This window comes from Mucilaginibacter ginkgonis, assembly GCF_009754905.2.
Taxonomy (GTDB): domain Bacteria; phylum Bacteroidota; class Bacteroidia; order Sphingobacteriales; family Sphingobacteriaceae; genus Mucilaginibacter; species Mucilaginibacter ginkgonis.
On the sequence record NZ_CP066775.1, the window covers coordinates 3,267,152 to 3,292,077 of the forward strand.

The window sequence follows — 24,926 nt, forward strand, 5'->3', positions numbered from 1 at the left end:
CTTTTTTTGTAATCTATTGAATTTTACCTGCTTATTTTTTTTGATGCCGCTTACAGTGTTGTCAAAAACTTGGCAGGGTTCTTTACTTTCAAGAAATATTATTTATTTTCGTATGTTCATTCACCCTAATTAATGACAGATATTAATCCCAATTTAAGTTCAGATGCAATTCTGGCTGTGCTTGCGACAGCAAATACGCCCACGGCCATTTACACAAATAGAAATCTGAATATTCAGTTCGCCAATGACGGCATGCTACGCATTTGGGGTAAGGGACAAGATGTTATCGGTAAATCGTTTTTGGAAGCAATTCCTCAAACAAAAGAGCAGCCGATAAGCGAACTTTTACAAAAAGTATGGGATACCGGGAAGCCGTTGCTGATTCCCGGTAGACAAGTAAATTTTGTTTTAGACAACAACCTAAGCACTGCTTATTTCGATTTTGAATTTCAGCCGCTGTTGAATGCGGATGGCAAAACGCACGCCATACTTCATACCGCTGCAGACGTTACAGATATACAAGCGTATAAAAGATTGTCGGACGAGAAAAGCGATCGCTATAACACGCTGAATAAAATGCTGACCGAGGGTAATGCGGCGCTGCAGGCGGATAATGCGGAGCTTTTTGTAAGTAATACCGCGCTTACTGCAGATAAGGATGCTTTGACTGCAGACAAAAACGCTCTTGCTGCTCATAACGCTAGGCTTAATGCAGATAATGACTCTTTAACTATAGATAACGCGGCACTTACTGCAGATAACACGGCTTATAAAAATGCCAATGCAGAGCTAGATGCTGCTAACAAGAACTTGAACCTGGCTAACATTGATGGCGAAAAAAGAAACAAGAAACTAAATACAGCTAACGCTGACCTTACCACTCTAAACGATCTTTTAAATGTTGCCAATGAACGGCTGAATCAATTGGCTGCCGAGCGTCAAAACCTTAACGAAGAACTAACCGTAACAAATGAGGAACTGGCATTATTGAATGATCAGTACCTGGCCGCTAATGACGAATTAACAAGGGTAGGGATAGAGAAAGAAACCTTGAATGAAAATCTCGCGATATCTAATTTCGACTTAAATGCCTTAAACGAAGAGTATTTAGCTACCAATGAACAATTAACCAACCTTAACGAAGAGCATCAAAGATTAAACGAAGAGTTAAAGATCACTAACGAAGAGCTGATAGCCTTAAATGAAGAATTAAGTGTTACCAGCGAAGAGCTCCATACGTTAAGCAATGAACACATTGCACTTAATGAAGAACTTGTTGCCACTAACGAGGAGCTTGCAACCCGTAATGACGAGTACCTGGCTTTAAATGATAAGCTCACAGTTTCTCTTGAGACGGCACAATTATCTAAAACCGCTGCCAATTTAGGGACCTTTGACTTGGACGTTGTTAACGACAAATTAGAATGGGATGATCGCTGTAAAGAGTTGTTTGGTATCAGCCCGAACATCGAAGTCACCTATTCTGCAGATTTTGTAACCGGTCTTCACCCGGATGACCGAAATCGCATTTTGCAAGCCGTTGCAGATGCTTATAACTTTGAGCTAAGCGGCGGTAAATATGACGTGGAATATCGTACTGTCGGTGCCGAAGATAAGAAGCTGCGCTGGGTGCGGGCAATAGGTCAGGTATCGTTTGACGCAGATAATAAACCGCTTAGGTTTATAGGTACAGTAATTGAGATCACAGAGCAAAAGGAAGATGACCAGCGAAAGAACGACTTTATTGGAATGGTAAGCCACGAGTTAAAAACACCGCTCACCTCTTTAGCCGCATATTTACAATTGCTGCTTGGAAAAGCTAAAAAATCAGATGATTCTTTTTCGGCAAACGCGCTGGAGCGGTCTTTTGCGCAGGTGAAAAAGATGACCAAAATGATCAACGGTTTTCTCAACGTGTCGCGCCTGGAATCTGGAAAGATATTTATCGACAGAACACCATTTGATATAGCCGACCTGCTTAAAGAGGTTGCGGAAGAAACCAAAACAATCGTAACTTCCCATAATGTGGTTTTTGAACTTTGCGAGTCGATCGGCATCAATGCTGATAAAGATAAAATAGGACAGGTCATCAGCAATTTCATTAGCAACGCCGCAAAATATTCATCGCCCGGCACGGCCATAACCGTTAATTGTGTGGCCGAAAATGGCAAAGTGAAATTGAGCGTTACAGACCAGGGCATGGGGATAGAATTGCAGGACCAGCACAAATTATTTGACCGCTTCTATAGGGTAGAAGGCGTACAGACATCTCATATCTCGGGCTTTGGTATTGGCCTGTACCTATGTGCAGAAATAATTGAACGCCACAATGGAAAAATTGGTGTGGACAGTGTCATTGGTAAGGGTAGCACCTTTTGGTTTACACTGCCGGCTGTAACAAAATAGTCTAGTTTACGTATATAATACTTCAGTCTTTTTTGCTGCGCTTTCTTAGTTATATTTAACCATTATTTCGACCCCTCATAATGCCTGCAGCACCTATACCTGAGAATGAACAGGAGCGTTTAGCAGCGCTGCACTCCTACCATATTCTGGACAGTATGGAGGAAAAAGATTTTGACGAGCTTACAGAACTGGCATCTGTGATCTGCGGGACGCCAATTGCCCTCATAAGCCTTGTAGATAAAGACCGCCAGTGGTTTAAATCGCACAAGGGCTTGTCAGAAACAGAAACCGCCCGCGAATATTCATTCTGCGCGCATGCTATAAACAGCCCTAACGATCTGCTTATTGTAGAAAACCCAAAGGAAGACCCGCGCTTTGCAGATAACCCGCTTGTAACCGGGCCAACCAACATTAATTTTTACGCAGGCATTCCATTGGTTGACGATGATGGCTTTGCGTTAGGGTCACTATGCGTGATAGATCAGGAACGGAAAAAGCTGACAGACCAGCAGATCAATGCTTTGCGTATGCTGGGCTGGCAGGTAATAGATAAGTTACGCCTGCGCAGGCAAAACGCCGAACTGCAAGTGATGAACGAGCAGCTTAAAGACGCTCAGCAAAAGGTTAATATCCTTAACGCGATACTTACCGAGAGTGAGAACCGTTTGAAGACTTTCATAGATCAATCGCCCGCGGCAACTATCGTTTTCAGGGGATCGAACTTACTTATTGAGGTTGCTAACCAGCCAATGCTGCAGTTGCTGGGCAAGTCGGCAGATATCATTGGCAAGTCGCTTTTAACAGCCATGCCCGAATTGGAAGGCCAAGCCGCATATGATATGCTGGTAGAAATATATCAAACCGGTAAACCTGTTTATGGTTACGACACGCCGGTAACGTTGGTCCGTAACGGGGTTGAGGAAAATGGGTTTTACGACTTTACCTACACGCCCATTATTGAGGATGGTAAGGTAACCGGCATTATCGATATCGCGGTAGATGTGACTGAGCAGGTGTTAGCCCGCAAAAAGGCAGAGCAGCTTAACGCCGACTTGCAAACCGCCAACGATGACCTCGCTGCCAAAAACGAGGAACTGGCCTTAGCCAATCACGAGCTGGACGTGAGCCGGGGCAACCGCGAGCAACTATACAGTCAATTACAAGAGAACGAAGAAGCGCAACGGCTCACCGTTGAAGCGGCGCACATCGGCACCTGGCAAATAGACCCCGAAACCAAAGCGTTAACCTATAACAAGATTTTAGCCGACATATTTGGTTATAAAGGCGCCACGCTGATGACCTATGACCAGGCTATTGCGCAGGTTACAGAAGCGCACCGCGAACTTATAGTTAAGGAAATCGAAAAAGCGATTTCAGATGGCGGCGACTATGATATAACCTATCAGCAGCAGCGTTTTGATAACGGAAGGATAATTTGGCTGCGCTCTATGGGTAAGATCATGCCAGATACGCAAGGTTTATACAATGTATTTCGTGGTGTGGTGATGGACGTTACCCCGCAAATGGAAGCGCAAAATAATATACTGGAAAGTGAAGAGCGTTTCCGCACCATGGCAGAGGGTTCTAAGATCCTTATCGCCGTGAGTGACGAGACCAGTAAAGCCAATTATTTCAGCAAAGCCTGGACAGACATGACGGGCAGGCCATTAGCAGACCTGATTGAATTTGGGTGGACAGACCTGCTTCACCCCGAAGACCGAAACCGCTACCTGAAAATCTATCTGGATGCCTTTAGGGACAAGATAGAGTTTAACGGGGATTTTAGGATACGGGATAAAAACGGCGATTATCGCTGGCTGCTGGCTAACGGTCAGCCGCGTTTCAGGCCCGATGGTACATTTGCAGGTTATATTGCATCATGCGCCGATATTACAGAGCAAAAAGACGCAGAGCGCCGTAAGGATGATTTTATCAGCATTGCAAGTCACGAATTAAAGACGCCGATCACTGCGCTTAAAGGAGCTGTACAACTGCTATCGCGTTTAAAAGACAAGCCAGACTCGCCAATGCTGCCAAAAATGATAGACCAGGCGGCGAAGAGTACAAATAAGGTTACCACATTGATAGATGACCTGCTGAATGCAACGCGTATGAATGAAGGGCAAATGACCCTTAACAAAACCAACTTCTCTGTTGCCGAATTGTTAGATGGTTGCTGCACGCATGTAAGATTAGAAGGCAAATATCAATTGGTGTTTGAAGGCGACCGCGACCTGGAAGTTTTTGCCGATGAGCAGCGTGTTGACCAGGTTATCGTAAACTTTGTAAACAACGCGGTGAAGTATGCATCTGAATCGACTGAAATATTTCTGAAGGCAGAACGGGAGGGCGATCACGCCAAAATATCCGTGCGGGATACAGGGCCGGGTATCCCCAAAGAAAAACTGGAGCACCTATTCGACCGATATTACCGCGCAGACCACACCGGCAGCCAGTATTCGGGGTTAGGTTTGGGCTTGTACATCTCTGCTGAAATTGTAAAACGCCACGGCGGCGAAATTGGTGTAGACAGCCACTTGGGGCAAGGCAGTACCTTTTGGTTTACACTGCCTTTAAGCGCTTCCGAAAAAATTTAAAAAGTTTAAACACTTTAATTTATAGCTTTGTTTCCGTAGTCAAAATTGATTATTGTTTAACTGATTTAGCTGCATCTACCTGTCAATGATCGATCCTGAAAAACGCCTCAGCCACGAAGCGTTATTTAACATTCTTACTCTGTCAAAAGATGCTACCGGTATTTACACTGGCGAAGAGCTGTATATCCAGTCGGCCAATAACGCCTTGTTACGTATTTGGGGAAAAGACAGCAGCGTTATAGGCATGACCATTGAAGAGGCTATACCCGAATTGGAGGGTCAGCCTTTTATAGACATGCTTAAAAATGTGTGGCGTACAGGTGAAACTTTAACCGGAAAGGATGTAGAAGCAAGGCTGGAAGTAGATGGTGAACTGCAAACTTTTTATTTCGATTTTGAATACCGCGCTATCCCCGGCGAAGACGGGAAAACCTATTGCATTCTGCATACCACAACAGAAGTAAGCGAACGCATACGGGCCAACAAGATCATTGAAGAAAATGAGCGCAGCGAACGTGCGCTGAACGAAGAATTGTCGGCAGCGAATGAAGAATTATATTCTTCTAACGAAGAGCTGGCTGCAATGAATGAAGAGATTTCTTCTGTGAATGATGAGCTGCGCATTGCTTATGACCATACCCGCCAGCTGAATAAAGACCTGCAGGCCAGCGAGCACCGTTTTAAAACCATGGTGCAAACCACGCCCATAGGGATGGCCGTGTTTAACGGGCCGCATTTTATCATCCAAACAGCTAACCAAACTGTATTAGATATTTGGGGACGCACATTGGACCAGGTTGTTGACAGGCGTTTACTGGATGTGTTCCCCGAACTGCAGGGGCAGCCTTTCCCGGGTTATCTGCAGTCTGTGATGGAAACAGGCAAAGCCATTGGTTTTCCTGAAATACCTGTTGACGTAAATCAGCCCGACGGCACGATAAACAGCATATACGTAGACTTCAGCTATGATCCGATCACTGATATTGACGGTAATGTCACCTCGATATTGGTTAGTGTAAGCGACATTACTCCCGCTGTTGATGCGCGGAACAAAATACAGGAACAAAAAGAAGAGCTTGAAGCTGTTAATGAAGAATTGCTGGCAAGTAATGAGGAGGTGCGGCTGGGCAATGAGGAGTTGCAGGAAAACCGCGACCAGCTGCTTGTTGCAATAGAAGATCTGCGCAAAAGCGAAGATAACCTGCGACTTACAGTAGAAGCAGCCAACCTGGGTATATTTAATTTGGAGATAGCTACCAATCAGCTTATAGTCAATTCGAGGTTTAGAGAGTTATATAATTTGCCGGCCACCGGTGAGGTGGACACATCGCAGGTTATTAGCAACATCGACCCCGAGTTTCATGACTACGCACAAAGTGCTTTGCAAGACGCTATTGAAAACGATCTGCCTTGCGATATGCAGTATACAGTAACGGATACGCTCACCAAACAAAAAAGGTGGCTGCGTTCTGTAGGGCGCGTGTTTTATAATGCCGATCGCGATAGCAGGTGGTTTTACGGTGTAATACAAGATATTACTGAACAAAAGAAAGACGAACAGCGTAAGAACGACTTTATTGGCATGGTAAGCCATGAGTTGAAAACACCGCTTACTTCGCTTAACGCCTACCTGCAAATGCTGGAAATGCGGGCCCGCGATAAAGGCGATGAGAAAACCCTCACAGCGTTGGTTAAATCTGTTAAGCAGATCAAAAAAATGACCAACATGATCAATGGTTTCCTGAATGTTTCGCGGCTTGAATCGGGCAAGATCCATATGGATAAGCAAGAGTTTGACATAGCCGATCTTATCTTTGAGGCCGAAGATGAGACCATCGCCACAGTGTCCAGCCATAATATCATTTTTGCCCCGGTTGAGAAAACCATTGTTTACGCAGATAAAGACAAGATTGGCCAGGTGATCAATAACTTTATCAGTAACGCGGTTAAATACTCGCCGCCATTAAGCACTATCAATGTGGCCTGCATTACTGAAAACGGCTTTGCCGTAGTGAGCGTAAAAGACCAGGGAATGGGTATCGCAAAAGCCGATCAGGAAAAGCTATTCGAGCGTTATTACCGTGTAGAAGGTACCCATATGACCACTATTTCCGGCTTTGGTATTGGCTTATACCTTTGTGCCGAGATCATCCACCGCCATGATGGCAAGATTTGGGTAGACAGCGACCAGGGCGAGGGTGCTACTTTCTATTTTAGCATCCCGCTAAAATAATTAATCTATTTCGATCCACACCGGGCAATGGTCGCTCGATTTTTCCCAGCCGCGTACATGGCGGTCAACTTTTGCTGCTTTTAGCCTGTCAACAATGTTTGGGCTCAGCAGGAAGTGGTCTATGCGTAACCCGGCGTCGCGGCCATAAGCATTTCTAAAATAATCATAAAACGTATAGATCTTCTCTGTAGGATGCAGTTTGCGGATAGCGTCCGTCCAGCCCTGCGCTATTATGCGCTCGTACGACTCGCGGGTTTCAGTGCGGAACAGTGCATCTTCCGTCCAGCGCTCCGGCTTATAAACATCAAATCCGGTTGGTATCACATTGTAATCGCCGGTAAGGATAACAGGCGTGCCGCCTTTGATCAGCTCCGCAGCATGAGCGTTAAAGCGGTCCATCCAACTTAATTTATAATCGTATTTAGGACCGGGCGCGGGGTTGCCGTTGGGCAGGTAAAGGCAGCCGATGATCAGCCCGTTAACTTCTGCTTCTATATAGCGGCTATGCTCATCCTCTGCATCGCCGGGTAAAACGCGACAGCGTTCTTTGGCGGGCTCGCCGTTAGTCAATATCGCAACGCCGTTCCAGCTTTTTTGCCCGTGCCATATCGCGCTATAGCCTATTTCTTTCAACGCCTCTTCGGGGAATTTTTCCTGCGGCGCTTTTAGTTCCTGCAGGCAAGCAACATCGGGCTGTGTTTCGTTTAACCATCTAAGTAATACCGGCAGGCGGCTGCTTATTCCGTTAACGTTATAGGTCGCGATTTTCATTGGTGGTATTTTTAAACAAGTCAGAAGTGCTTAAATATGAACTTAATAGTTGTGATTAAAAACTATTTTGTGTGAATGTATGTTGGGTATCTAAATTATAAAAATCATGAGAAAATTTTCCATTCCGGGTCTGTTGGCATTAATGGTAATGATGTTAAGCAGCTGTTCTGTTATCGAAGGCATTTTTAAAGCCGGTGTTTGGGTTGGCGTTATCATTGTTGTGGTAATTCTTGCCCTTATTATCTGGATAGTGTCCAAGATACTATAATGACCGGTAAAGACCTGCAAAGCCTTAAAGGGTTACCGTTCTATGTAAAAATGGCATCGGTGCTGTTTATTCTTATTTCGCTAACATACATTGTAATTGTAGCGAAAGAGATATTATCACCGCTTATATTTTCCTGCCTGTTTTCTATATTGCTGTTGCCGCTAGCGCAATTTCTTGAATTTAAAGTAAGGTTGCCGCGCAGTGCGGCGTCAATGCTGTCTGTGCTTCTTTTACTGGCTGCCATTGGCGGCGTACTTTACGTTATTGGTTCGCAGGTAAGCGATCTGGCCAATGACTGGCCGCAATTCCAGGATCAGCTAAGCAAATCTTTAGGTGACCTGCAGAATTGGATCGCGACAACATTCCACATTAATGCCCATAAGCAGCTTACCTATGTGCATACAGCAACCAGTAAGATCATGGCATCGGGCACCGCGGTTGTTGGGGCTACGCTGATATCGCTGTCATCGCTGCTGCTTTTCTTTGTATTTACCTTTATCTATACTTTTTTCTTTTTGCTGTACCGCTCATTGATCATGGCATTTTTTGAGTCGGTATTTATGGAAGAAAATAAAACTACCGTTCATGACATCATAGAGCAGGTACAGTACATCATCCGTAAATACATAATTGGCTTGCTGATTGAAATGGCCATAGTAGCTGCCATGGTTTGCATCGCTTTCTGGTTGCTGGGTATCAAATATGCCATACTGCTTGGACTTTTAACCGGCCTGATGAACATCATCCCATACATCGGCATATTTACGGCTTTGCTGCTCAGTTCACTCATCACTTTTGCTACGGCTACCGTTGCCAGTAAAGTAATATTGGTGGTAGTAACGCTGGTTGTAACGCACCTGATAGACAGTAATATTTTGCTGCCTGTTGTTGTAGGCTCAAAGGTGAGAATAAATGCGCTGATTACCGTTCTTGGCGTAATTATTGGAGAGATGATATGGGGGATACCGGGGATGTTTTTATCCATTCCTGTCATTGCCGTATTGAAGATCATTTTTGACAGGGTGGAGAGCTTGAAGCCCTGGGGTATTATTTTGGGTGATGAGCATCTAAAACAAAATAAACTGGCGACGAGGTTAACCGCTAACGGTAAAAAAGTGAAGATCGCAGAATAGCATTCATTATTAAAATAACATATCTACCATGAACAAATTAAAACTATTAGCGATACCGGCACTGCTGCTGTCGTTAAGCACAATGGCGCAAACGCAAACCTCTTCAAAAGGCAGCGTAGGCCGTACTATCAATAAAATTGGTAACAAGACCGCAGAAGTTGCCGTAAAAGGCACAGCTGCTGTTGGCGATAAAGTTTACAAAGGTAAGGTTGCACCAAACGGTCAAACAGTTTACATTAACAAACATTCGCATTACTACTGGGTTAATGCCCGCGGAAAAAAGATCTATATCAGCAAATCTAAACTGGTAGACGATCCTAAAAAATAAACCATTAGGCCCTTCGCTTCTGGCGGAGGGCCTTTAATACTTTAATTTAGACCTATGAAAAAGATTTCCTTAGGCGCCCTGGCCTTGATATTAATGTCCACGCTTTCGGGCTGTGGGTTAATGGAAGACGCATTCAAAGCAGGCGTGATCTTCGCATTGATCATTGCCGCGATAATCGGTGCCATAATCTGGGCATTGAACTTTACCATCTGCCAGGTAAAGAAGAGATACAGACTGCAAACTGTTCCGGTGAAAGTAAGAAACACTAAACCGGGATTGTAAAGTAGAAGGTAGAGCCTTTACCTTCTTCGCTGTGAACGCCTATTTTGCCTTTGTGCAGTTTTACGATCTCGGCACAAAGGTAAAGGCCTATACCAAACCCAGACACCATGCGGTGTTCCGGGCGTTGCACCCGATAAAAACGCTCGAATAGTTTCTTTTGCTCTTTTGGGTTAATACCTACGCCCTGGTCTGTCACGGAGAATTGCCACCAGGCGCCATCACGTTTGCATTCGGCAACAACGGGGCTTTCTTTCGGTGAATATTTTATAGCGTTAGTGAGCAGATTAGTCACCACCTCGCTTATCTTGTCCCGGTCGCCGTACACCAAAATGCTTTCGCATCCTTTAAGCTCAATTTCGTTATTTTCTGTCTGCAGCCTCACTTCCTCGATCGTTTCTTCGAGCATGGTTTTCACGTCAAACATCTCGCGGTCCAGTTTTAGCTTCCCATTTTCCAGGCGGGTGACGTCCAGAAACCCTTGCACCATGTTTTTCATTTTGTTAGCCTGTACATCGGCACGGGTAAGCATGTCTACAATGGTACGTTCCTCAGATTTCTCGGCCAGGTTTGTGGCAAGCTGCAGGTAAGCCTTTACAGATGTAAGCGGCGTTTTTAGTTCGTGGCTTACCATGCCGATGAAGGCATCTTTCTTGGCCTCTAACTCCTTCTGGCCGGTTATATCTATCGTTACACCAACTATGGAAACTGCAGTGCCGTCTTTATCGTATTGCGGCTTACCGAATGCTTTAACCCAGTGCACAGATTCATCGGGCCAGGTTACCTGGTATTCGGCGGCATAATCTGCATGGTTATCAATGGCGGTGTTTACCTCGGCCCGCACCCGTTCGCGATGCTCAGGCACAATGGCGTTAAACAGGTCGCCAAAGTTAAAGGAGGCATCGGGTGGTAACCCGTAATTAGCTTTGCATTGCGGTGTGCACGCCATTCGCCCGGTTTCGAGGTTAAGATCATATGAGCCGAGTTTAGCCGCATTGAGGGCCATTTGCAAACGCTCGGTTGTTGTTTCCAGGTCGCTGTCCATCCGGTTAAAGCGGCGCATGGTAAGATAAGCGACGGGCAGGCTTATAAAGGCTGATAGGATGATAAGTACAATAATTCCCGAAGCCGGAGAAAAACCGTTGCGGTTGAATACGAAAAGATAAAAAGCCACCAGCATTGGGGCGGCGCAAAGCAGGTAACTAAGCAGGTATAAGGCAATGTTGCGGCCTTTTAAATAAGTTAAATAAGTTGCTATCCAACCTCTGTCCGACTGGTAAAACACAAGCGACATTATCATAAGCAGCAAACCCAATGCAATGTGAAACGGTAACGCGTAATCGCCGGAACTGTAAAGGCCGGTAATCCCAAATATATGACCTACTAAGGCTGCGTAAACTAAAAGGAACATGACAGCGCATACCAACTGGCTGGCATCGAACCTGTCGAAAGTTACCAGCAATACAGCGCTTGAAATAAGTAAGAGATTGATGGCTGTAAGCAGAGAGGTACGGCCGGGCTGCTGATCAATATTCGAGTAGATGTCCCTGAAAAGCCAGTTATCTATTTTAAAATCGATGCCAAAAAGATGTTCGGCAATTATTAAAACGCAAAAGATAAAAATGACCCCGGCAATTATACGTACGGTTTTAACGTAACCGCCATTCAATAAAATGAGCGCTGTGCCACCGATGATGATCATGATGGCCGAGTTGGCCATCATCACCGCGCCGTTTGATAAGAAGCTGCGCAGCTCTACCGAGTTAAAGATCCAACCGCATAAGCCTACCAACCCCAGCGACAAGGCAAGCGCTGCCATTACATATGACATGCGCTTATTTACGCGGTTGGGTAATGTAACTTGCAGCATACTTAAAGCTAGATTTTAAGAAAAATGCCTACCTAACGAATCTACAATTTAAAGATTACAACGGGAACGATCAGTAAAATATTGCTGTAGATGCCGGCCAAAACATCATCTGCCATTACACCCAGTCCGCCGGGCAAGGCTTCAAGCCTGCGGATATACAGTGGTTTCAGAATATCAAAAAACCGGAACATTACAAACCCGGCTATTAGCAGCCAGATGTTGTGCGGTAAAAAGATCATAGACACCATCATGCCGGCGGCCTCGTCTATCACCACACGCGAACTATCTTTGCCCCAATCTGCTTCAACGCGGTTACCTACGTAGATACCTAAAAGCATTATTAGCAATGTAGCAGCAGCAAATAGTACCTGGAAGTTGGCAACGTCAATTCGCCATGAAAGCCAGATGAGCAAACAGAATACGGCCGCCGCAATAGTGCCACCGCCTTTTATAAAGCCGATTCCCAGGCATGATGCGATAGCCTTATTCATATAGGTAATTATATAAAACTTAGCGCAGCAAACAAAAGCGATTATAACATGCTTATTGAGTAAATTTTACAACCATGGGATTTGAACAATACCACGAGCCACCCGAAGAGCTTAGCAGCGAAACCCGCACATTTGCCCGCATGATAGTTTCTTTATGCGAAGAAGCTGAAGCCATTAACTGGTACGAACAGCGCATAAGCGTTGAGCAAGACAAGGATGCAAAGGCCATTATGCAAAACGCCCAGCACGAAGAGTTTAAACATTTTGGCATGGACCTGGAGTTTTTATTACGCAAGAAGGAGGTGTGGCGCAAAACGCTTGAAGCCATTTTGTTTAAGCAAGGCGACATTGTTGAGCTTGGCGAGAAAGGCGAAGAAGCTTCGGAATAGATTTAATAACCCCTCTCCTTTGGAGAGGGGACGGGGTGAGGCCTTACCTCAACGCATCAAAACTGTATTTGGCATCGCTCCAGAATTCGTCGAGGGCAATGATGCGTGGTTTGAAGAAAGAGATCAATTGCGGCCAGTTACTTTGCTCAAAAATATTTACGCCGGTAATCGTTTTGCTGATGCGGGTAATGGTCTTGCTATACTCATCGGTGCTATGCAGCTGCCAGTCCCAGTCTTCGTTCAGGTAACTGCGGAGGATGTTTTTCAGCTCTAAAAATTGCTCGAAGAATAATTCCTGGATACCTGCGTCGGGATGGGTGATATCAATACTGATGCTCGCCGACGACTTATCCGCCTGCATCCGGAAATACAAGTGTTTGATCCCTGTTTTATAATTGATCCAGCTTATCTTTAACCCTTCGGCAGAAAGCACCGGCGACATATACTGCCCGAAAGCCGTCCAGAATGCCTGCTTTAGTTGCGATGCCTGCTCTTTTGAATACATCAACCGCAAATAAACAAAATCACTGCGGTATCATGGTTCTGAAAGTAAGGTTTACCCGCGGCTCTTTCACCTTTTTTGATTTTGGCAGGCTATGTATCCAATGTGATTGTGTGGTGCCTTTCATCTCCAATAAACTGCCGTTCTGCAGCATTATCGATGTAGCCTCTTTGGTCACCCGGTGTTTCAGTGCGAACTTTCGTTCGGCACCAAAACTTAATGACGCGATCGAGGAATCTTTACCCAGCGCCCGCTCATCATCGCTATGCCAGCCCATACCTTCGTCGCCGTCGTGGTATAAATTTAACAGGCACGAGTTGTAGATCACACCCGTATACTTTTCGGTAAGTGCCTTCAATTCCAGCAATTCTTTAGTCCAGGGCAAAGCCCGCCGTGTTTTGTTCGAATAGCTATAGTCGAAGCTTTGATCGCCGTACCAGGCTACCATACGTTTGGTTATAAAGTGCTTACCGAATATGATCGCCTCGTCGTTCTTCCAATCGATGTTATTGAGCAAGATGTCAAAGTACCTGTTGGCCTCCAATTCGTCGAGCACAATGCCATAATAGTCTACCTGTCCGTCGTAAGGCAGCAGGTTAATTATTTGCTTACTTTCCATTCTGATTTTTCCACTTGTTATACTTTTCCCTCATACAATGCGCGCAAGGGCGATAACCGGCTTGCAAGGCTTCGTTTTCATCAGTAAAGAATACCCGGTTTTGAACATTCATTCGCTTACCAGACTTGCAGTTTAACCGTCCATAGATTTTATCTATATGATTCCCTCCGATAGATAGCTTCCCCTGTCTAACCAATTTTAAAAGATTTCTGTTGCGGGAAAACTGCGTCTCGCCCAGATCCTGGTGACGGATCATTACGCTCCTATAACCCTGCTCGATTCCCAGCCTATCATTGCGCTTTTGCGGTTGCTGCCCCAGTGATACTGGCCTATTTCGCCGGTAGAGCGTATCACCCTGTGGCACGGTATCAAAAATGCAACCGGGTTATCGCCAACTGCCGATCCTACCGCGCGGCTTGCAGTCGGGCTGTTGATCTTATTGGCCAAACCATTATAAGATGTTAAGCCCCCCATGGGTACTGTGAGTAACGTTTCCCAAACTTTTAGTTGGAAGGGTGTGCCTTTTAAATGAAGTTTTATTTCGGGTAGTTTACTCCAGTCTTGGGTAAAGATGTACAACGCGTTTTGCTGTATGGTATCTAAAAAATTGTGGAACCGGGCTTTCGGAAAAAGCTTAAATAACTGGGCAAATGCTGTTTCCTCGTCCTCATCTGCAAATGCCATATAGCAAATTCCTTTAATGGTCGACGCAATAAGTAACTTCCCAAATGGGCTTTCGGCGAAGCTATAATTGATGTGCAGGTGTTCGCCGCCATTTTTATACTCACCGGGTGTCATGCCTTCTATTTTCATAAACAGGTCGTGCAGGCGGCCGGTGCCTGATAGGCCGGTTTCGAATGCAGCGTCGAGAAGCGTAGCACTTTTATCTTTTAGTAACGACTTGGCATGTTCCAGGCTGATGTACTGCAAAAACTGTTTTGGTGTAACGCCCGCCCAGTCCTTAAACATGCGCTGAAAGTGAAATGGGCTAAGATTAATGTGCGCGGCCGCGTCATCCAACGAAGGCTGTGATTTATAATTGAGCCTTAAAAAGTCTATGGCCGCTGCTATGCGGTTGTAATCTAATTCTTGTTGCGTTTCCATTATCTTGATATTTAATGATACAAAAATATCCCGGAAACAGAGGCCATGAAACCCGATTCTTGCGTTGTTATTAGAATCTCATTTTAGCTAACCGATCTAAAGGTGTGTCTGCTACTTCCACAAGTAGTCGTGTGCAAAATCAATGATGGGTGGCGATGCCATAGGGGGGCTATCCTGCCAAAAGCAAACAAGCGTTTAACTTCGTAATCTTCAGATATTTAAAAAATTAGGCGAATTACCATTAAGTAAAAAACTGGTTTAAGAGGCATAAATCCGCCTTCATCGCCATAGCATCGCCACCCGCATCGCCATATCACTAGGTGTTGAAATCTTACGGAAATACTTACGCTTACGACATCTTACCTGGTAGATGACGTATACAGCCTCTTCTAGTTGAAAGGTCAATTCCCGACCATAAATACCGCGTTGCCAAATAGCAATTTGCCGTTTTCCCAGAAACTGCGAAACAGCGGATCGTCTACTATGTACACTACCGAACCGCGCCCCATGCTTTGTACGCCAAGCAGCATACCATCAGCGATTTTAACTTTCGCCTGCTGGCCAACAAAGCCGGCAACATAGCCATCCTTTTTTATAGTACCCACGTTCCAGCCGTCATCGCCTAAGAAATCGTAAACCGTGTCGTCAAGCTTTATGGTGTAGTAATATTTAGGATAGCCAAAGCCGAGCGGATGGCTATTGTCTATATTGATCTTGTAAATAGCGCCGGGAACAGAGCCGCGGATCGCTTCATGACTACGCTCGTCAAAGCTTTTTATCGCGGCGTATTTGTTTTTCGCATCAGCCTTGTCATCTTTTTTGTCTTCTTTTCTTTTTACGCCAAATCCGTTACGCCCAGCCAGGGCGGTTACAGCATCGCCAAGGGCTATTAGTTTGCCGCCATCGCGGATCCAGCCTTGCAGTTTCTCTACCGGCGGCTCGTTGTAATTGCCATCGGGCATGATAATCACATCAAAATCCGAAAGTTTTACCCGGTTCAGATCCGTCAGTTTTACCAAACTAACCGGGTAATTTATCTGCTGGTCGAAATAATGCCACACTTCACCAACGCTTGTGGCATTGGTAGTTTCGCCGCATAGCAGCATCACGCGCGGTTGTTTTAGATAATGCACATCGCCTGAGCCAAAATCGGCACCCTTATCTACAAAACCTGTAGTCAGCGCGGTTAAATTTCGGTTGTTCCTTATCGCGATATCCGTAACCGTTCTATCATAGTCGGCACTATTGCCCGCGCGGGCGATGATCAGCGTTCCTGCGTCAAATTTTTTACCCGCCGCTTCAAAAGGTTTTTCGGCGTAACGTACCTTGATGTGTGCTTTTTGCAGATCGGCAAGGAAACGCACATCAGCCAAAGATTTCCAGGGCAGCACATAAGCGTAAGCGTTACTAATTGCAGGCCTTGCCGCAGTTGGTTGTGTATGAGCGGCATTACTGCCACCTGCCACCGGACTTGTTACCCCGTATGTTTTTAAACCATAAGCATACGGCAAAGCCCAGGCAGTAATGTCGTAAGTGTTAGAGTCTGTCATGAACGTTTTTTGCTCCATTAACACATTTAACAACACTGCTTTGGGCTGGGCGGCGTTGATGACCATATCATTTGGCCCAATGTGAAAGCCCTCTGTTTTATTGCTGAAATAATTAAAGCCCGACGCGTCTTTGTTATTGCCGAACGAGTAGGTAATGGCATTCCTGGCGAGCATGGCGGCAAGTTTGGCCATCTTGTCCTCGTTGTCGTTTTTCACCACATAAGCTTTGTAGTCGCCCGGCGGATTTGCTCTGTTGGCGTCGAAATACTTTTTATACTCAGTGAGTAATTTTTGCGCATGGCCCGAAACCATTTCTAAAGTGCTTAACCCGGTTGTACTGTGATGCAATATGCGGTCTGCAAGGGTCAAAGTGTCACCGCTCCGCGTAATTACTGCTAAGCCGCCGGCGCCGCTTCCGCCTTGTTCAAAGGTCATGCCTATGGCACCGCTGTAAATTGGGTAGGTGTCGCCATAAGATGGGTACAGCAAGTCGAACTCTTCTTTGGTAAAATACGTCCAGCCTTTAGCGTCGAAATATTTCGCGTTATTCTTGCCTATCAGAACCTGAAATTCCCGCTGCCATGCAGTAATGTCTTTATGCATAGGCTCTGCCGCAGGCGCGAAATAGTATGGTGCATTATAGCTTTGCTCGTGATAATCTACATGCACCTGCGGCAGCCATTGGTTGTAATAAACCAGCCTTGCCTGCACTTCTTTTTGTGTTTGCCAGGCCCAGTCGCGGTTAAGGTCAAAATAATAATGGTTGATCCTGCCGCCCGGCCATGGTTCCATGTGTTCCCGCGATTGCGGATTAGGGTCGGGCTGGTTGCCACGCACCGAATTGTAAAAATTGATGTAGCGTTCGCGGCCGTCGGGGTTAAGGCATGGATCAAGAATTACCACGGTATTCTTTAGCCATTCTTTGGTTTGGGTATTTGACGGATTGAGCAGATCATAAAGCATTTGCATAGACGCTTCACTGCTCGATGATTCGTTACCGTGCACATTGTAACTTAACCAAAGCACTGCGGGGCCATTGGTTTGCCCGCCCCCCGGCAGCATTCCCGCTAGTTTAAGATTGTTTTGGCGGATGTCTTCTAACCGCCCTATGTTTTCGTCGGATGCTATAAATGCGAGATACAGTGGCCTGTTTTCATTGGTGGTGCCGTACTGCACCAGTTTTAGGTTTTTAGAATTCTGAGCCAGGTATTGCGCGTAAGCAACAATGCGATGATGCGGCGTAAACTGGCTGCCCAGGGTATAACCCAAAAATTGCGCTGGCGATTGTATTTGCTGAGCAAGGGCCGCTGCACTAACGCAGATAAATAGTAAAAAGGCGTAGATCTTCGTTTGCATAAAATGTGATGAGATAGCTAAGAAACAATTTTTTGCCGATAATATGTAGCTTAGTATCAAACTAATGCACATGCCAAAGAAAGAAAAAAGCGCAGCGTTCGTTCAACTAAGAACAGGCATCGAAGCGCTATCGGGAATGGATACAAGCGAAGTAAAGGTTCATACAAATTCTGAAAAACCTGCGCAGTTGTCTATTGCCAAAGGCTCTTATAGCAAAGAAATACACTTAGCGCCCGGGCAAGAAGAGCATTTGCCGCACGAAGCCTGGCATGTAGTTCAGCAAAGGACAGGTAAAGTAAAACCGGTTAAGGCTGCAAAGACAGAAATGATCAATGATAATACAACTCTGGAACAAGAGGCAGACAGGATGGGGAAAGCGACAATCGAACGAAAAACCTTATAGGTTCCAGCTCTCCGGCTTTTCGCGGTGCTCTGTGATCTGCGAAATTACTTCGTTCAGTTCTTCCGAAGATAACTGCTGAATACTATCCCTGGTGTAGCTAAAATACCTGCCGGGTTCCTCAAATGTGATCATACCCATATAGTTTGGGTTGGTGGTTTTATCTTCAGTTGTTGATGTGCCGGTTTTAGCGAAAAGTTCACTGTCTTCACGTTGCTTACTATACACACTGTAGTCGTGCGTTATTATGGGATGGCCGTCCATAAAAACTTTTGTCTCCGGGATGATCTTTAATTCCTTGCCGTCTTCAAGTGTTATAAAAAATGGGTTCATCAAGATAAATTTATCCCGCAGACATTTGGAGCGCCGCCGGTATGAGCAATAATATCTACCAACGTTCAATTGTTCGCCATGTTTTAAAATTATTGCCGATTGGGAGCAAGGCAGCTACCAACGTATATTTACAAAATGGAAACCTCGCAGCTTTACCGGATATATCTACAACATCCGCAAATAAGTACAGACACCCGCAAAATATTACCGAGCAGTTTATTCTTCGCATTGAAGGGTGATAAGTTTGATGCGAACGCTTTTGCAGAACAGGCTATCGCTGCGGGTGCCGCGTACGCCATCATAGATGACGCTAAATATCGCGTAAGCGAGCAGTACATTTTGGTTGATGATGTACTTGGCAAATTGCAGGACCTGGCGCGGTACCATCGCAAACAATTGACGATCCCGGTAATAGGCCTTACCGGAACTAACGGTAAAACCACCACCAAAGAACTCATCAACGCTGTGCTGTCACAGCGGTATAAAACCTATGCTACGCAGGGAAACCTCAACAATCACATTGGTGTGCCTTTAAGCATCCTATCTGTAACAGCCGATCACCAGATGGCGGTAATTGAAATGGGTGCCAATCATCAGAAAGAGATAGAGATGCTGTGCACGATCTCACAGCCAACACATGGGCTTATTACTAATGTGGGCAAAGCGCACCTGGAAGGCTTCGGCGGGCCCGAGGGTGTAAAAATCGCCAAAGGCGAGTTGTATGACTATCTGCAGAAAACAGGCGGAGTGATCTTCGCCAACACTGGCAATGAAATTTTAGCGGGTATGCGAAACATCCGCGGAATCGATGAGGTGATTGGCTACGGGACAAATGACAACCAAGAAAACTTTATTAATGGTAAACTAATAAGCAATACGCCCTACGTAGTATTGCAATGGCAAAAGCAAGGCGGAGAGGTAAGTGAGGTTGCCACCAACTTGACCGGTGCTTACAACATGGAGAATATCCTGACCGCTGTTTGCATAGGAAGTTTCTTTGATATGACAGACGCGGAGATCAACGCGGGCATAAGCGGGTATACGCCAGGCAATAACCGGTCGCAAATAACCAAAACCGCTACCAATGTGCTCATTTGCGATTACTACAATGCTAACCCAAGCAGTATGGCTTTGGCTATAGAGAACATAGCGACCATGGACGCTGCTAACAAAGTAATGATCTTAGGCGACATGTTCGAATTAGGAGATGACGCTCCGGCAGAGCATCGCTCAATAATCGAAAAGGCCATTTCTGCACCGGCTAGCCGCCGCTTATTTATCGGAAAAGCCTTTTACGATCAAAAAGACGGCTTCGATGCCGAATTCTTTTCCACTACCGAAGAAGCTATCAATACGCTAAAAGATCAACCCGTTACCAACGCTACAGTATTACTTAAAGGTTCGCGCGGTATGGCGTTAGAACGATTGGTGGAGTTGTTTTGACGGTTTTTATGTTGTATTGTAATTCTGCCATGCCCACCGCTCATGACTCATTACTTCTTTTCAAACGTCAGCGCGCAGCTTCGGTGATAAATATTTTGCGCCACTGAGGGCTTGTGTGATGAGGGCCTGCAAAATATTTTGCCGGGCAAAGGCCTTGTGCGGCAAAAGAAGCCTTGCGCTGACTTGGCATTTTTGGTTCTTTTGTTGCTAAGACAAAAGAACATAACCTCAGTGTCGGACGACCTTTAACTATCTGGCATTTCTTGCCTTCCTATTACCAACTCCGCAGCCTCTTTGCCAACCAAACTGCCCATTGCTATGCCCATGCCATTGCAGCGCACGGCACAAAAAATGTTCGGCTGCAGTTCTTTTATAATGGGTAATATTTCGCTGCCAAAACCCATAATGCCGCTCCAGCGCATATCTATTTCAAACGGCTGATCCGGCAGGATCATCTCTTTGAGATAGTTTTCTAATTGTTGTTGCACAACAGATGTGTGGCCGAATTCAGTAGTCTCTTCCGTTTTAATGTCAAGGTTACGGCCGCCGCCAAAGAGCACACGGTCATCAACATTACGGAAGTAGTAATAGCCTTCGTCGAAATGAAATGTGCCTTTAACTTTTAACCCGGGAATTGGTTTAGTGACAATTACTTGCCCGCGGCCGGGTACTACATCTAATTCCGGGTACAACCCTTTGGCAAAGGCGTTATTGGCAACTATGACCTTTGGGGCTTTGAAAATCCCGTTGTTGGTAACGACGTTTAGTCCTGCACCTGTGTCTTCAATATTTTGCACTTGGCAATTGTTGAGGATGAGCACTCCGCTTTGCTGCGCTTTTGCTAAAAGCGCCCGCATCATTAGACCGGTATTGATCTGGCCTTCATACTTATTGCGGATGATATATTTGACACCCCTAAAGCCAAACCCGGTGATTTTTTCATCGGCTACTGCATAAATGTCAGTATCGCCGGTGACCGACGATATCAGCTTATTTAAGCGTGGGATAGCTTCGATAGCCTGTTGTGCATTGTGGGTTTCGCATCGGCTAAATAATTCATAACCGCCATGTTGTTCATAGCGGATCGCGTCATCGCCCAATAAATTTCTCAGGTTTTGTAAACCGCGATATTTGTATTCAACCAAACGCAGCATCTCATCTTCTGACGCTTTGTTGATGTAGGCCAGTTGTTCTGAAATTGTCCCGAAACACGCAAAACCGGCATTTTTTGTGCTGGCACCACTTGGTAAGAAGCCACTGTCGAGAACGGTAACCCGCAAGTTGGGCTCCCGCGTTTTAAGATGCAGCGCGGCGCTAAGCCCAACCAGTCCGCTGCCAATAACAATTATATCGGCGGCATCAACAAAAGCTGATCTTTCCCAGTAAGAATAGTTATCATTTGTACCTGACACGGTTTGAACTTCGGAATACTTTTTGACCTATAAAAATAAAAATCACAGAATGACAACTTTAGCATGGGTAATACTGATTATCAACACCGGCTCGGCTTGGTTATTGATGATCGCCATATTCATTATCAGCCTCGTTGTACAAAGCCGCTTTAAAAGCAAGTTTCGGCAGTATGCAGAAATGCCATTACTGTCCGGCCTTAGTGGTGCAGAAGTAGCTGAGAAAATGCTGCGCGATAATTATATCTATGATGTAAAAGTGATCTCGGTTGAAGGCCAGCTCACAGATCATTATAATCCCGAGGATAAAACTGTAAACCTTAGCCCCGATGTTTATTACAGCCGCAGCGTTGCCGCTGCTGCCGTTGCGGCCCACGAGTGCGGCCATGCTCTGCAACATGCTAAGGCCTATAGCTGGCTTACTTTTAGAACCGCTATCGTTCCTGCCATTAATGTGGCATCTAAACTTGTACAGTGGACTTTGTTTATTGGCGTAATGCTTATCGCGTTTGCAGGTAACCCTTATGTTCTAATGATAGGCGTGGTGGCTTTGGCGTTGGTTACCTTCTTTAGCTTTGTTACGCTTCCTGTAGAATTTGACGCCAGTAACCGCGCCCTGGCATGGCTTAATTCCAATAATACGGTGATGCAAAGCAATGGTGAACATGAGCAGGCTAAAGATGCACTGTGGTGGGCCGCAATGACTTATGTTGTTGCCGCTTTAAGTTCACTTGCTGCACTGCTTTATTACATCTCCTTTTTGAACCGCCGCAACTAATGGGTGGCCTAGCCTTAACAATTGAACGGCAGAAATTTAACTAAAGGGTAACGAAACCGTTACAAGTGGAAATGCGTAGTTAGCCGTGACGCTTTATGGTTAATTTCGTGGCGTTTTAAAGAAATTGTTGAATTAATTCCCCAACTATAGGCGCATAGTCCGCACTATTCACGATGATTAAGGTAAATGCTGCGTTGGTATAGCTAAAATAGCCATTTGTAGCTGTTGGAACGAAATTTGGTGTAAAACTTGGCTTGAAAATATTTTTATGAAAAAAATCTTTACCTATTTACTTGTTATTAGCGTCGCAGCGCTTGCTTCTTGTAAAAAAGACAATAACACCGGCACTCAGACCGGCACGGGTACAACATCTGATGTTAAAATTGCTCCTGATGGGTTCAACTTTAACACTACAAAATCTGTAAACTTAACCATCGCATTAAAAACCAATGATAACAACCCGATATCGGGTGTTGTGGTTAGCGTCTATCTTCCGGATACTGCCGTAGCTAAGACCTCGGTTTTTAAAGGCCTTACTAATCGTAATGGCGAGATCACGGCCACTATAAACGTTCCAACCCAGTACAGCCAGCTGATCATTGATCCGGCTTATGTTGGTTTATTGAGAAATGCCCTGGCGAACATCAATGGTGTTTCTTGTAATGTGGTGATAGGTGGTTTCTCGGGTTTTGCAGGCGACGTTGTTGCACCGGCCGTAACACCAACCGTTACCGCTAAGCCAAATGCTTACAAAGGAGTTGGCGTAAATGGAACTACATCTGTTGATTATGCTTACCCGTCGCCATATGATGCCAGCAATGCCATTGCTAATCCGCTTGTAAATGGTGTGCCGGTATATCTTGATCCTACAAATAACGCTATATCAAGCTCACTGCTTTCATATATCAATGCCTCATTGCCCGAAGGTTCTGCCGTGCCGGATACGCACCCGCAATACATTTCCAATACTGCTATTAACGTAATCAAAGTTACTGCTACTACAGATCTGTATGTAACGTTCGTATCCGAAGGTGCCGGTTACCTAAATACTTTAGGCTGGTATAGCTATCCTACTAATAACCCGCCAACAAACGCTACTCAAGGCACAAACAATCGTGGTATCGATAAGATCACTGCTATATTCCCAAATGCCAGCGCATCTGGCTCGGGTGGTGGTTTAGTGGCAGGCAACCGTGTTAAGATCGGTACTTTCACTGCCGGTACTACAGTTGCATTTTGTTTAATGCAAAACGCATGGAGCACTTATAACTACCAGGGTACTAATTATTATTACGTAAATACTGGTGTAACCAAATTCTATTCCCAAGATGCATTGAACCCCGAGAGTAATTCATCATTACAGCGCCACCAGGTTATGTTATATGATAACGTGAACAACGTATTTGTTTATGGTTTCGAAGATATCAACCGCACCAGCGGACAGGGTTCTGACCAGGATTTTAATGATATAGTTTACTATGTGAATTCATCAAACCCGGGCGCTATTTCAACAACAGGCGTTGCAGCTATTGACAAGGGTGGCGATTCTGATGGTGATGGTGTGCCTGATACACAGGATGCTTTTCCTAATGATCCAACCCGCGCCTACGTTTATTATTATCCGTCAGCAACTACTTACGGAAACTATGCGTTCGAAGATAATTTCCCTAACAAGGGCGATTATGATATGAATGACCTAATTGTAAAATACCGCTACACTTTTGAGCTTAACGCGTCAAACCAGGTAGTGGACATGGTTGCCGATGTTGCTGTTAACGCGGCCGGTGCATCATTCAAAGATGGTTTCGGTATACAACTGCCGCTGGCATCATCATCAGTAGCTTCAGTAACAGGGCAGAAATTGATCAGCAATTATATTACGTTAGCGTCAAATGGTGTAGAAGCGGGGCAGACCTATGCTACCATCATTCCGTTTGATAACTATAACGCGTTGGCCAATAATGCCGATAACAGCTTCTTTATAAACACGCTGGCTGCACCTGCAAAAGTAACCAGTAACTTTGCAAGCGTAAAGGTTACGTTTACCTCACCTGTTTCTTCTTCAAACATTACGGCGATCAACCCATTCATTATCTGTAATTTGAAGAGGGGCTATGAAGCTCATCAGGCAGGTTATGCGCCAACCGACAAAGCCGATAAAACGCTGTTTGGTACAGGTGACGACACATCCAATCCGCAAACCGGCCGTTACTATCTGTCAAAAGAAAACTGGCCTTGGGCGGTTTCGTTCCTGAGTGATTTTACATGGCCGCTTGAGCGTGTAAATATCATCTCTGCCTACCCGCATTTTGCAGACTGGGCAGCAGGCGGCGGCAGCAGTTTTACCGACTGGTACAGCAACACTGCGTCTGGTTACCGGGTAAATTCTAACTTGTATACCAAGTAAAAAGCTTTTAAAAATGAAAAGGCCGTTATGATAGTCATAACGGCCTTTTTTGCTTGTAGGAGAATTATCGCGGGTGATAAATTTGCTTCGAGGCGATAATTATTTTCCTTAAAAGTTATTTGTGTCACATTAACGCAGAAAATAAAACGCTGTTACGCCAACTATCTGTTTTTTATTATTTTAGACATGTAATACAGCTGTTTACCCCGCCGGCTGGTATTTCCCCTTAATTAATAACGTTTAGGCGCGACCCCCTTAAC

Annotated in this window: 22 protein-coding genes; 12 read left to right on the forward strand and 10 right to left on the reverse strand. The window is 45.2% G+C overall.

Features of this window, described 5'->3' with window-relative positions; all coding sequences use genetic code 11:
- Positions 1 to 132 precede the first annotated feature (132 nt).
- From GO620_RS15185 to GO620_RS15195, 3 genes are all read left to right on the forward strand, one after another.
- On the forward strand, positions 133 to 2,406 hold the full coding sequence (locus GO620_RS15185; protein WP_157524611.1) for an ATP-binding protein: 2,274 nt from the start codon (positions 133 to 135) through the stop codon (positions 2,404 to 2,406).
- Between the two features lie 80 nt (positions 2,407 to 2,486).
- Positions 2,487 to 5,003 carry a PAS domain S-box protein gene (locus tag GO620_RS15190; protein WP_157524612.1) on the forward strand — a complete coding sequence of 839 codons (2,517 nt, stop codon included), beginning with the start codon at positions 2,487 to 2,489 and terminating at the stop codon, positions 5,001 to 5,003.
- A gap of 85 nt (positions 5,004 to 5,088) precedes the next feature.
- Complete coding sequence (locus tag GO620_RS15195; protein ID WP_157524613.1) at positions 5,089 to 7,236, forward strand: ATP-binding protein; 2,148 nt, start codon at positions 5,089 to 5,091, stop codon at positions 7,234 to 7,236.
- Here GO620_RS15195 and xth read toward each other — a convergent pair whose 3' ends face one another.
- Positions 7,237 to 8,007: an exodeoxyribonuclease III gene (gene xth, locus GO620_RS15200; RefSeq protein WP_157524614.1), complete on the reverse strand. Its 771-nt coding sequence runs from the start codon at positions 8,005 to 8,007 to the stop codon at positions 7,237 to 7,239.
- A gap of 106 nt (positions 8,008 to 8,113) precedes the next feature.
- On the opposite strand from xth, the gene GO620_RS15205 reads away from it, so the two are divergent.
- The 4 genes from GO620_RS15205 to GO620_RS15220 are packed head-to-tail and all read left to right on the forward strand — an operon-like array spanning position 8,114 to position 10,018.
- Positions 8,114 to 8,275, forward strand: coding sequence for a hypothetical protein (locus tag GO620_RS15205; protein ID WP_198173540.1), 162 nt, complete (start codon positions 8,114 to 8,116; stop codon positions 8,273 to 8,275).
- Complete coding sequence (locus tag GO620_RS15210; protein ID WP_157524615.1) at positions 8,275 to 9,408, forward strand: AI-2E family transporter; 1,134 nt, start codon at positions 8,275 to 8,277, stop codon at positions 9,406 to 9,408. Before GO620_RS15205 ends, GO620_RS15210 begins: the two co-directional genes overlap by 1 nt.
- 28 nt (positions 9,409 to 9,436) lie before the next feature.
- Entirely contained in the window at positions 9,437 to 9,736 is a 300-nt protein-coding gene (locus tag GO620_RS15215) for a hypothetical protein (protein ID WP_157524616.1), read from the forward strand.
- 54 nt (positions 9,737 to 9,790) lie between these two features.
- Positions 9,791 to 10,018: a hypothetical protein gene (locus tag GO620_RS15220; protein WP_157524617.1), complete on the forward strand. Its 228-nt coding sequence runs from the start codon at positions 9,791 to 9,793 to the stop codon at positions 10,016 to 10,018.
- Here the strand turns inward: GO620_RS15220 and GO620_RS15225 are convergent.
- Together GO620_RS15225 and GO620_RS15230 are read right to left on the reverse strand one after the other, a co-directional pair.
- Positions 10,002 to 11,885, reverse strand: a complete 1,884-nt coding sequence (locus GO620_RS15225; protein WP_157524618.1) for a sensor histidine kinase — start codon at positions 11,883 to 11,885, stop codon at positions 10,002 to 10,004. The genes GO620_RS15220 and GO620_RS15225 overlap by 17 nt on opposite strands.
- Before the next feature lie 41 nt (positions 11,886 to 11,926).
- Entirely contained in the window at positions 11,927 to 12,376 is a 450-nt protein-coding gene (locus tag GO620_RS15230) for a phosphatidylglycerophosphatase A family protein (protein WP_157524619.1), read from the reverse strand.
- Positions 12,377 to 12,450: 74 nt separating this feature from the next.
- On the opposite strand from GO620_RS15230, the gene GO620_RS15235 reads away from it, so the two are divergent.
- Positions 12,451 to 12,765, forward strand: a complete 315-nt coding sequence (locus GO620_RS15235) for a ferritin family protein (RefSeq protein ID WP_157524620.1) — start codon at positions 12,451 to 12,453, stop codon at positions 12,763 to 12,765.
- Between the two features lie 43 nt (positions 12,766 to 12,808).
- Here GO620_RS15235 and GO620_RS15240 read toward each other — a convergent pair whose 3' ends face one another.
- The 5 genes from GO620_RS15240 to GO620_RS15260 all read right to left on the reverse strand — a co-directional run bounded on the left by GO620_RS15240 (position 12,809) and on the right by GO620_RS15260 (position 17,896).
- The gene (locus tag GO620_RS15240; RefSeq protein WP_157524621.1) at positions 12,809 to 13,270 is read right to left on the reverse strand and encodes a DUF4268 domain-containing protein; all 462 of its coding nucleotides are present in this window, start codon (positions 13,268 to 13,270) and stop codon (positions 12,809 to 12,811) included.
- A 19-nt stretch (positions 13,271 to 13,289) separates the two neighbouring features.
- On the reverse strand, positions 13,290 to 13,886 hold the full coding sequence (locus tag GO620_RS15245; protein WP_157524622.1) for an alpha-ketoglutarate-dependent dioxygenase AlkB family protein: 597 nt from the start codon (positions 13,884 to 13,886) through the stop codon (positions 13,290 to 13,292).
- A complete protein-coding gene (locus GO620_RS17390) occupies positions 13,876 to 14,142 on the reverse strand; it encodes an Ada metal-binding domain-containing protein (RefSeq protein WP_157524623.1) in 267 nt (88 codons plus the stop codon). The genes GO620_RS15245 and GO620_RS17390 overlap by 11 nt, the downstream gene beginning before the upstream one ends.
- On the reverse strand, positions 14,142 to 14,990 hold the full coding sequence (locus GO620_RS15255; RefSeq protein WP_157524624.1) for a methylated-DNA--[protein]-cysteine S-methyltransferase: 849 nt from the start codon (positions 14,988 to 14,990) through the stop codon (positions 14,142 to 14,144). Before GO620_RS15255 ends, GO620_RS17390 begins: the two co-directional genes overlap by 1 nt.
- Positions 14,991 to 15,391: 401 nt before the next feature.
- Positions 15,392 to 17,896: a M14 metallopeptidase family protein gene (locus tag GO620_RS15260; protein WP_157524625.1), complete on the reverse strand. Its 2,505-nt coding sequence runs from the start codon at positions 17,894 to 17,896 to the stop codon at positions 15,392 to 15,394.
- 70 nt (positions 17,897 to 17,966) lie between these two features.
- Between GO620_RS15260 and GO620_RS15265 the strand changes: the two genes are divergently transcribed.
- On the forward strand, positions 17,967 to 18,299 hold the full coding sequence (locus GO620_RS15265; RefSeq protein ID WP_198173541.1) for an eCIS core domain-containing protein: 333 nt from the start codon (positions 17,967 to 17,969) through the stop codon (positions 18,297 to 18,299).
- Here GO620_RS15265 and GO620_RS15270 read toward each other — a convergent pair.
- Entirely contained in the window at positions 18,294 to 18,629 is a 336-nt protein-coding gene (locus GO620_RS15270) for a hypothetical protein (RefSeq protein ID WP_157524627.1), read from the reverse strand. The two genes, GO620_RS15265 and GO620_RS15270, sit on opposite strands and share 6 nt — an antisense overlap.
- 135 nt (positions 18,630 to 18,764) lie before the next feature.
- Here GO620_RS15270 and GO620_RS15275 point away from each other — a divergent pair, with 135 nt between their 5' ends.
- On the forward strand, positions 18,765 to 20,072 hold the full coding sequence (locus GO620_RS15275) for a UDP-N-acetylmuramoyl-tripeptide--D-alanyl-D-alanine ligase (protein ID WP_157524628.1): 1,308 nt from the start codon (positions 18,765 to 18,767) through the stop codon (positions 20,070 to 20,072).
- A gap of 245 nt (positions 20,073 to 20,317) precedes the next feature.
- Here the strand turns inward: GO620_RS15275 and GO620_RS15280 are convergent, their stop codons facing one another.
- A complete protein-coding gene (locus tag GO620_RS15280) occupies positions 20,318 to 21,484 on the reverse strand; it encodes an NAD(P)/FAD-dependent oxidoreductase (RefSeq protein WP_200230298.1) in 1,167 nt (388 codons plus the stop codon).
- 49 nt (positions 21,485 to 21,533) lie between these two features.
- Between GO620_RS15280 and GO620_RS15285 the strand changes: the two genes are divergently transcribed.
- Both GO620_RS15285 and GO620_RS15290 read left to right on the forward strand, forming a co-directional pair.
- On the forward strand, positions 21,534 to 22,259 hold the full coding sequence (locus tag GO620_RS15285; protein WP_157524629.1) for a zinc metallopeptidase: 726 nt from the start codon (positions 21,534 to 21,536) through the stop codon (positions 22,257 to 22,259).
- Between the two features lie 268 nt (positions 22,260 to 22,527).
- Positions 22,528 to 24,666, forward strand: a complete 2,139-nt coding sequence (locus GO620_RS15290; protein WP_157524630.1) for an LruC domain-containing protein — start codon at positions 22,528 to 22,530, stop codon at positions 24,664 to 24,666.
- Positions 24,667 to 24,926: the final 260 nt, after the last annotated feature.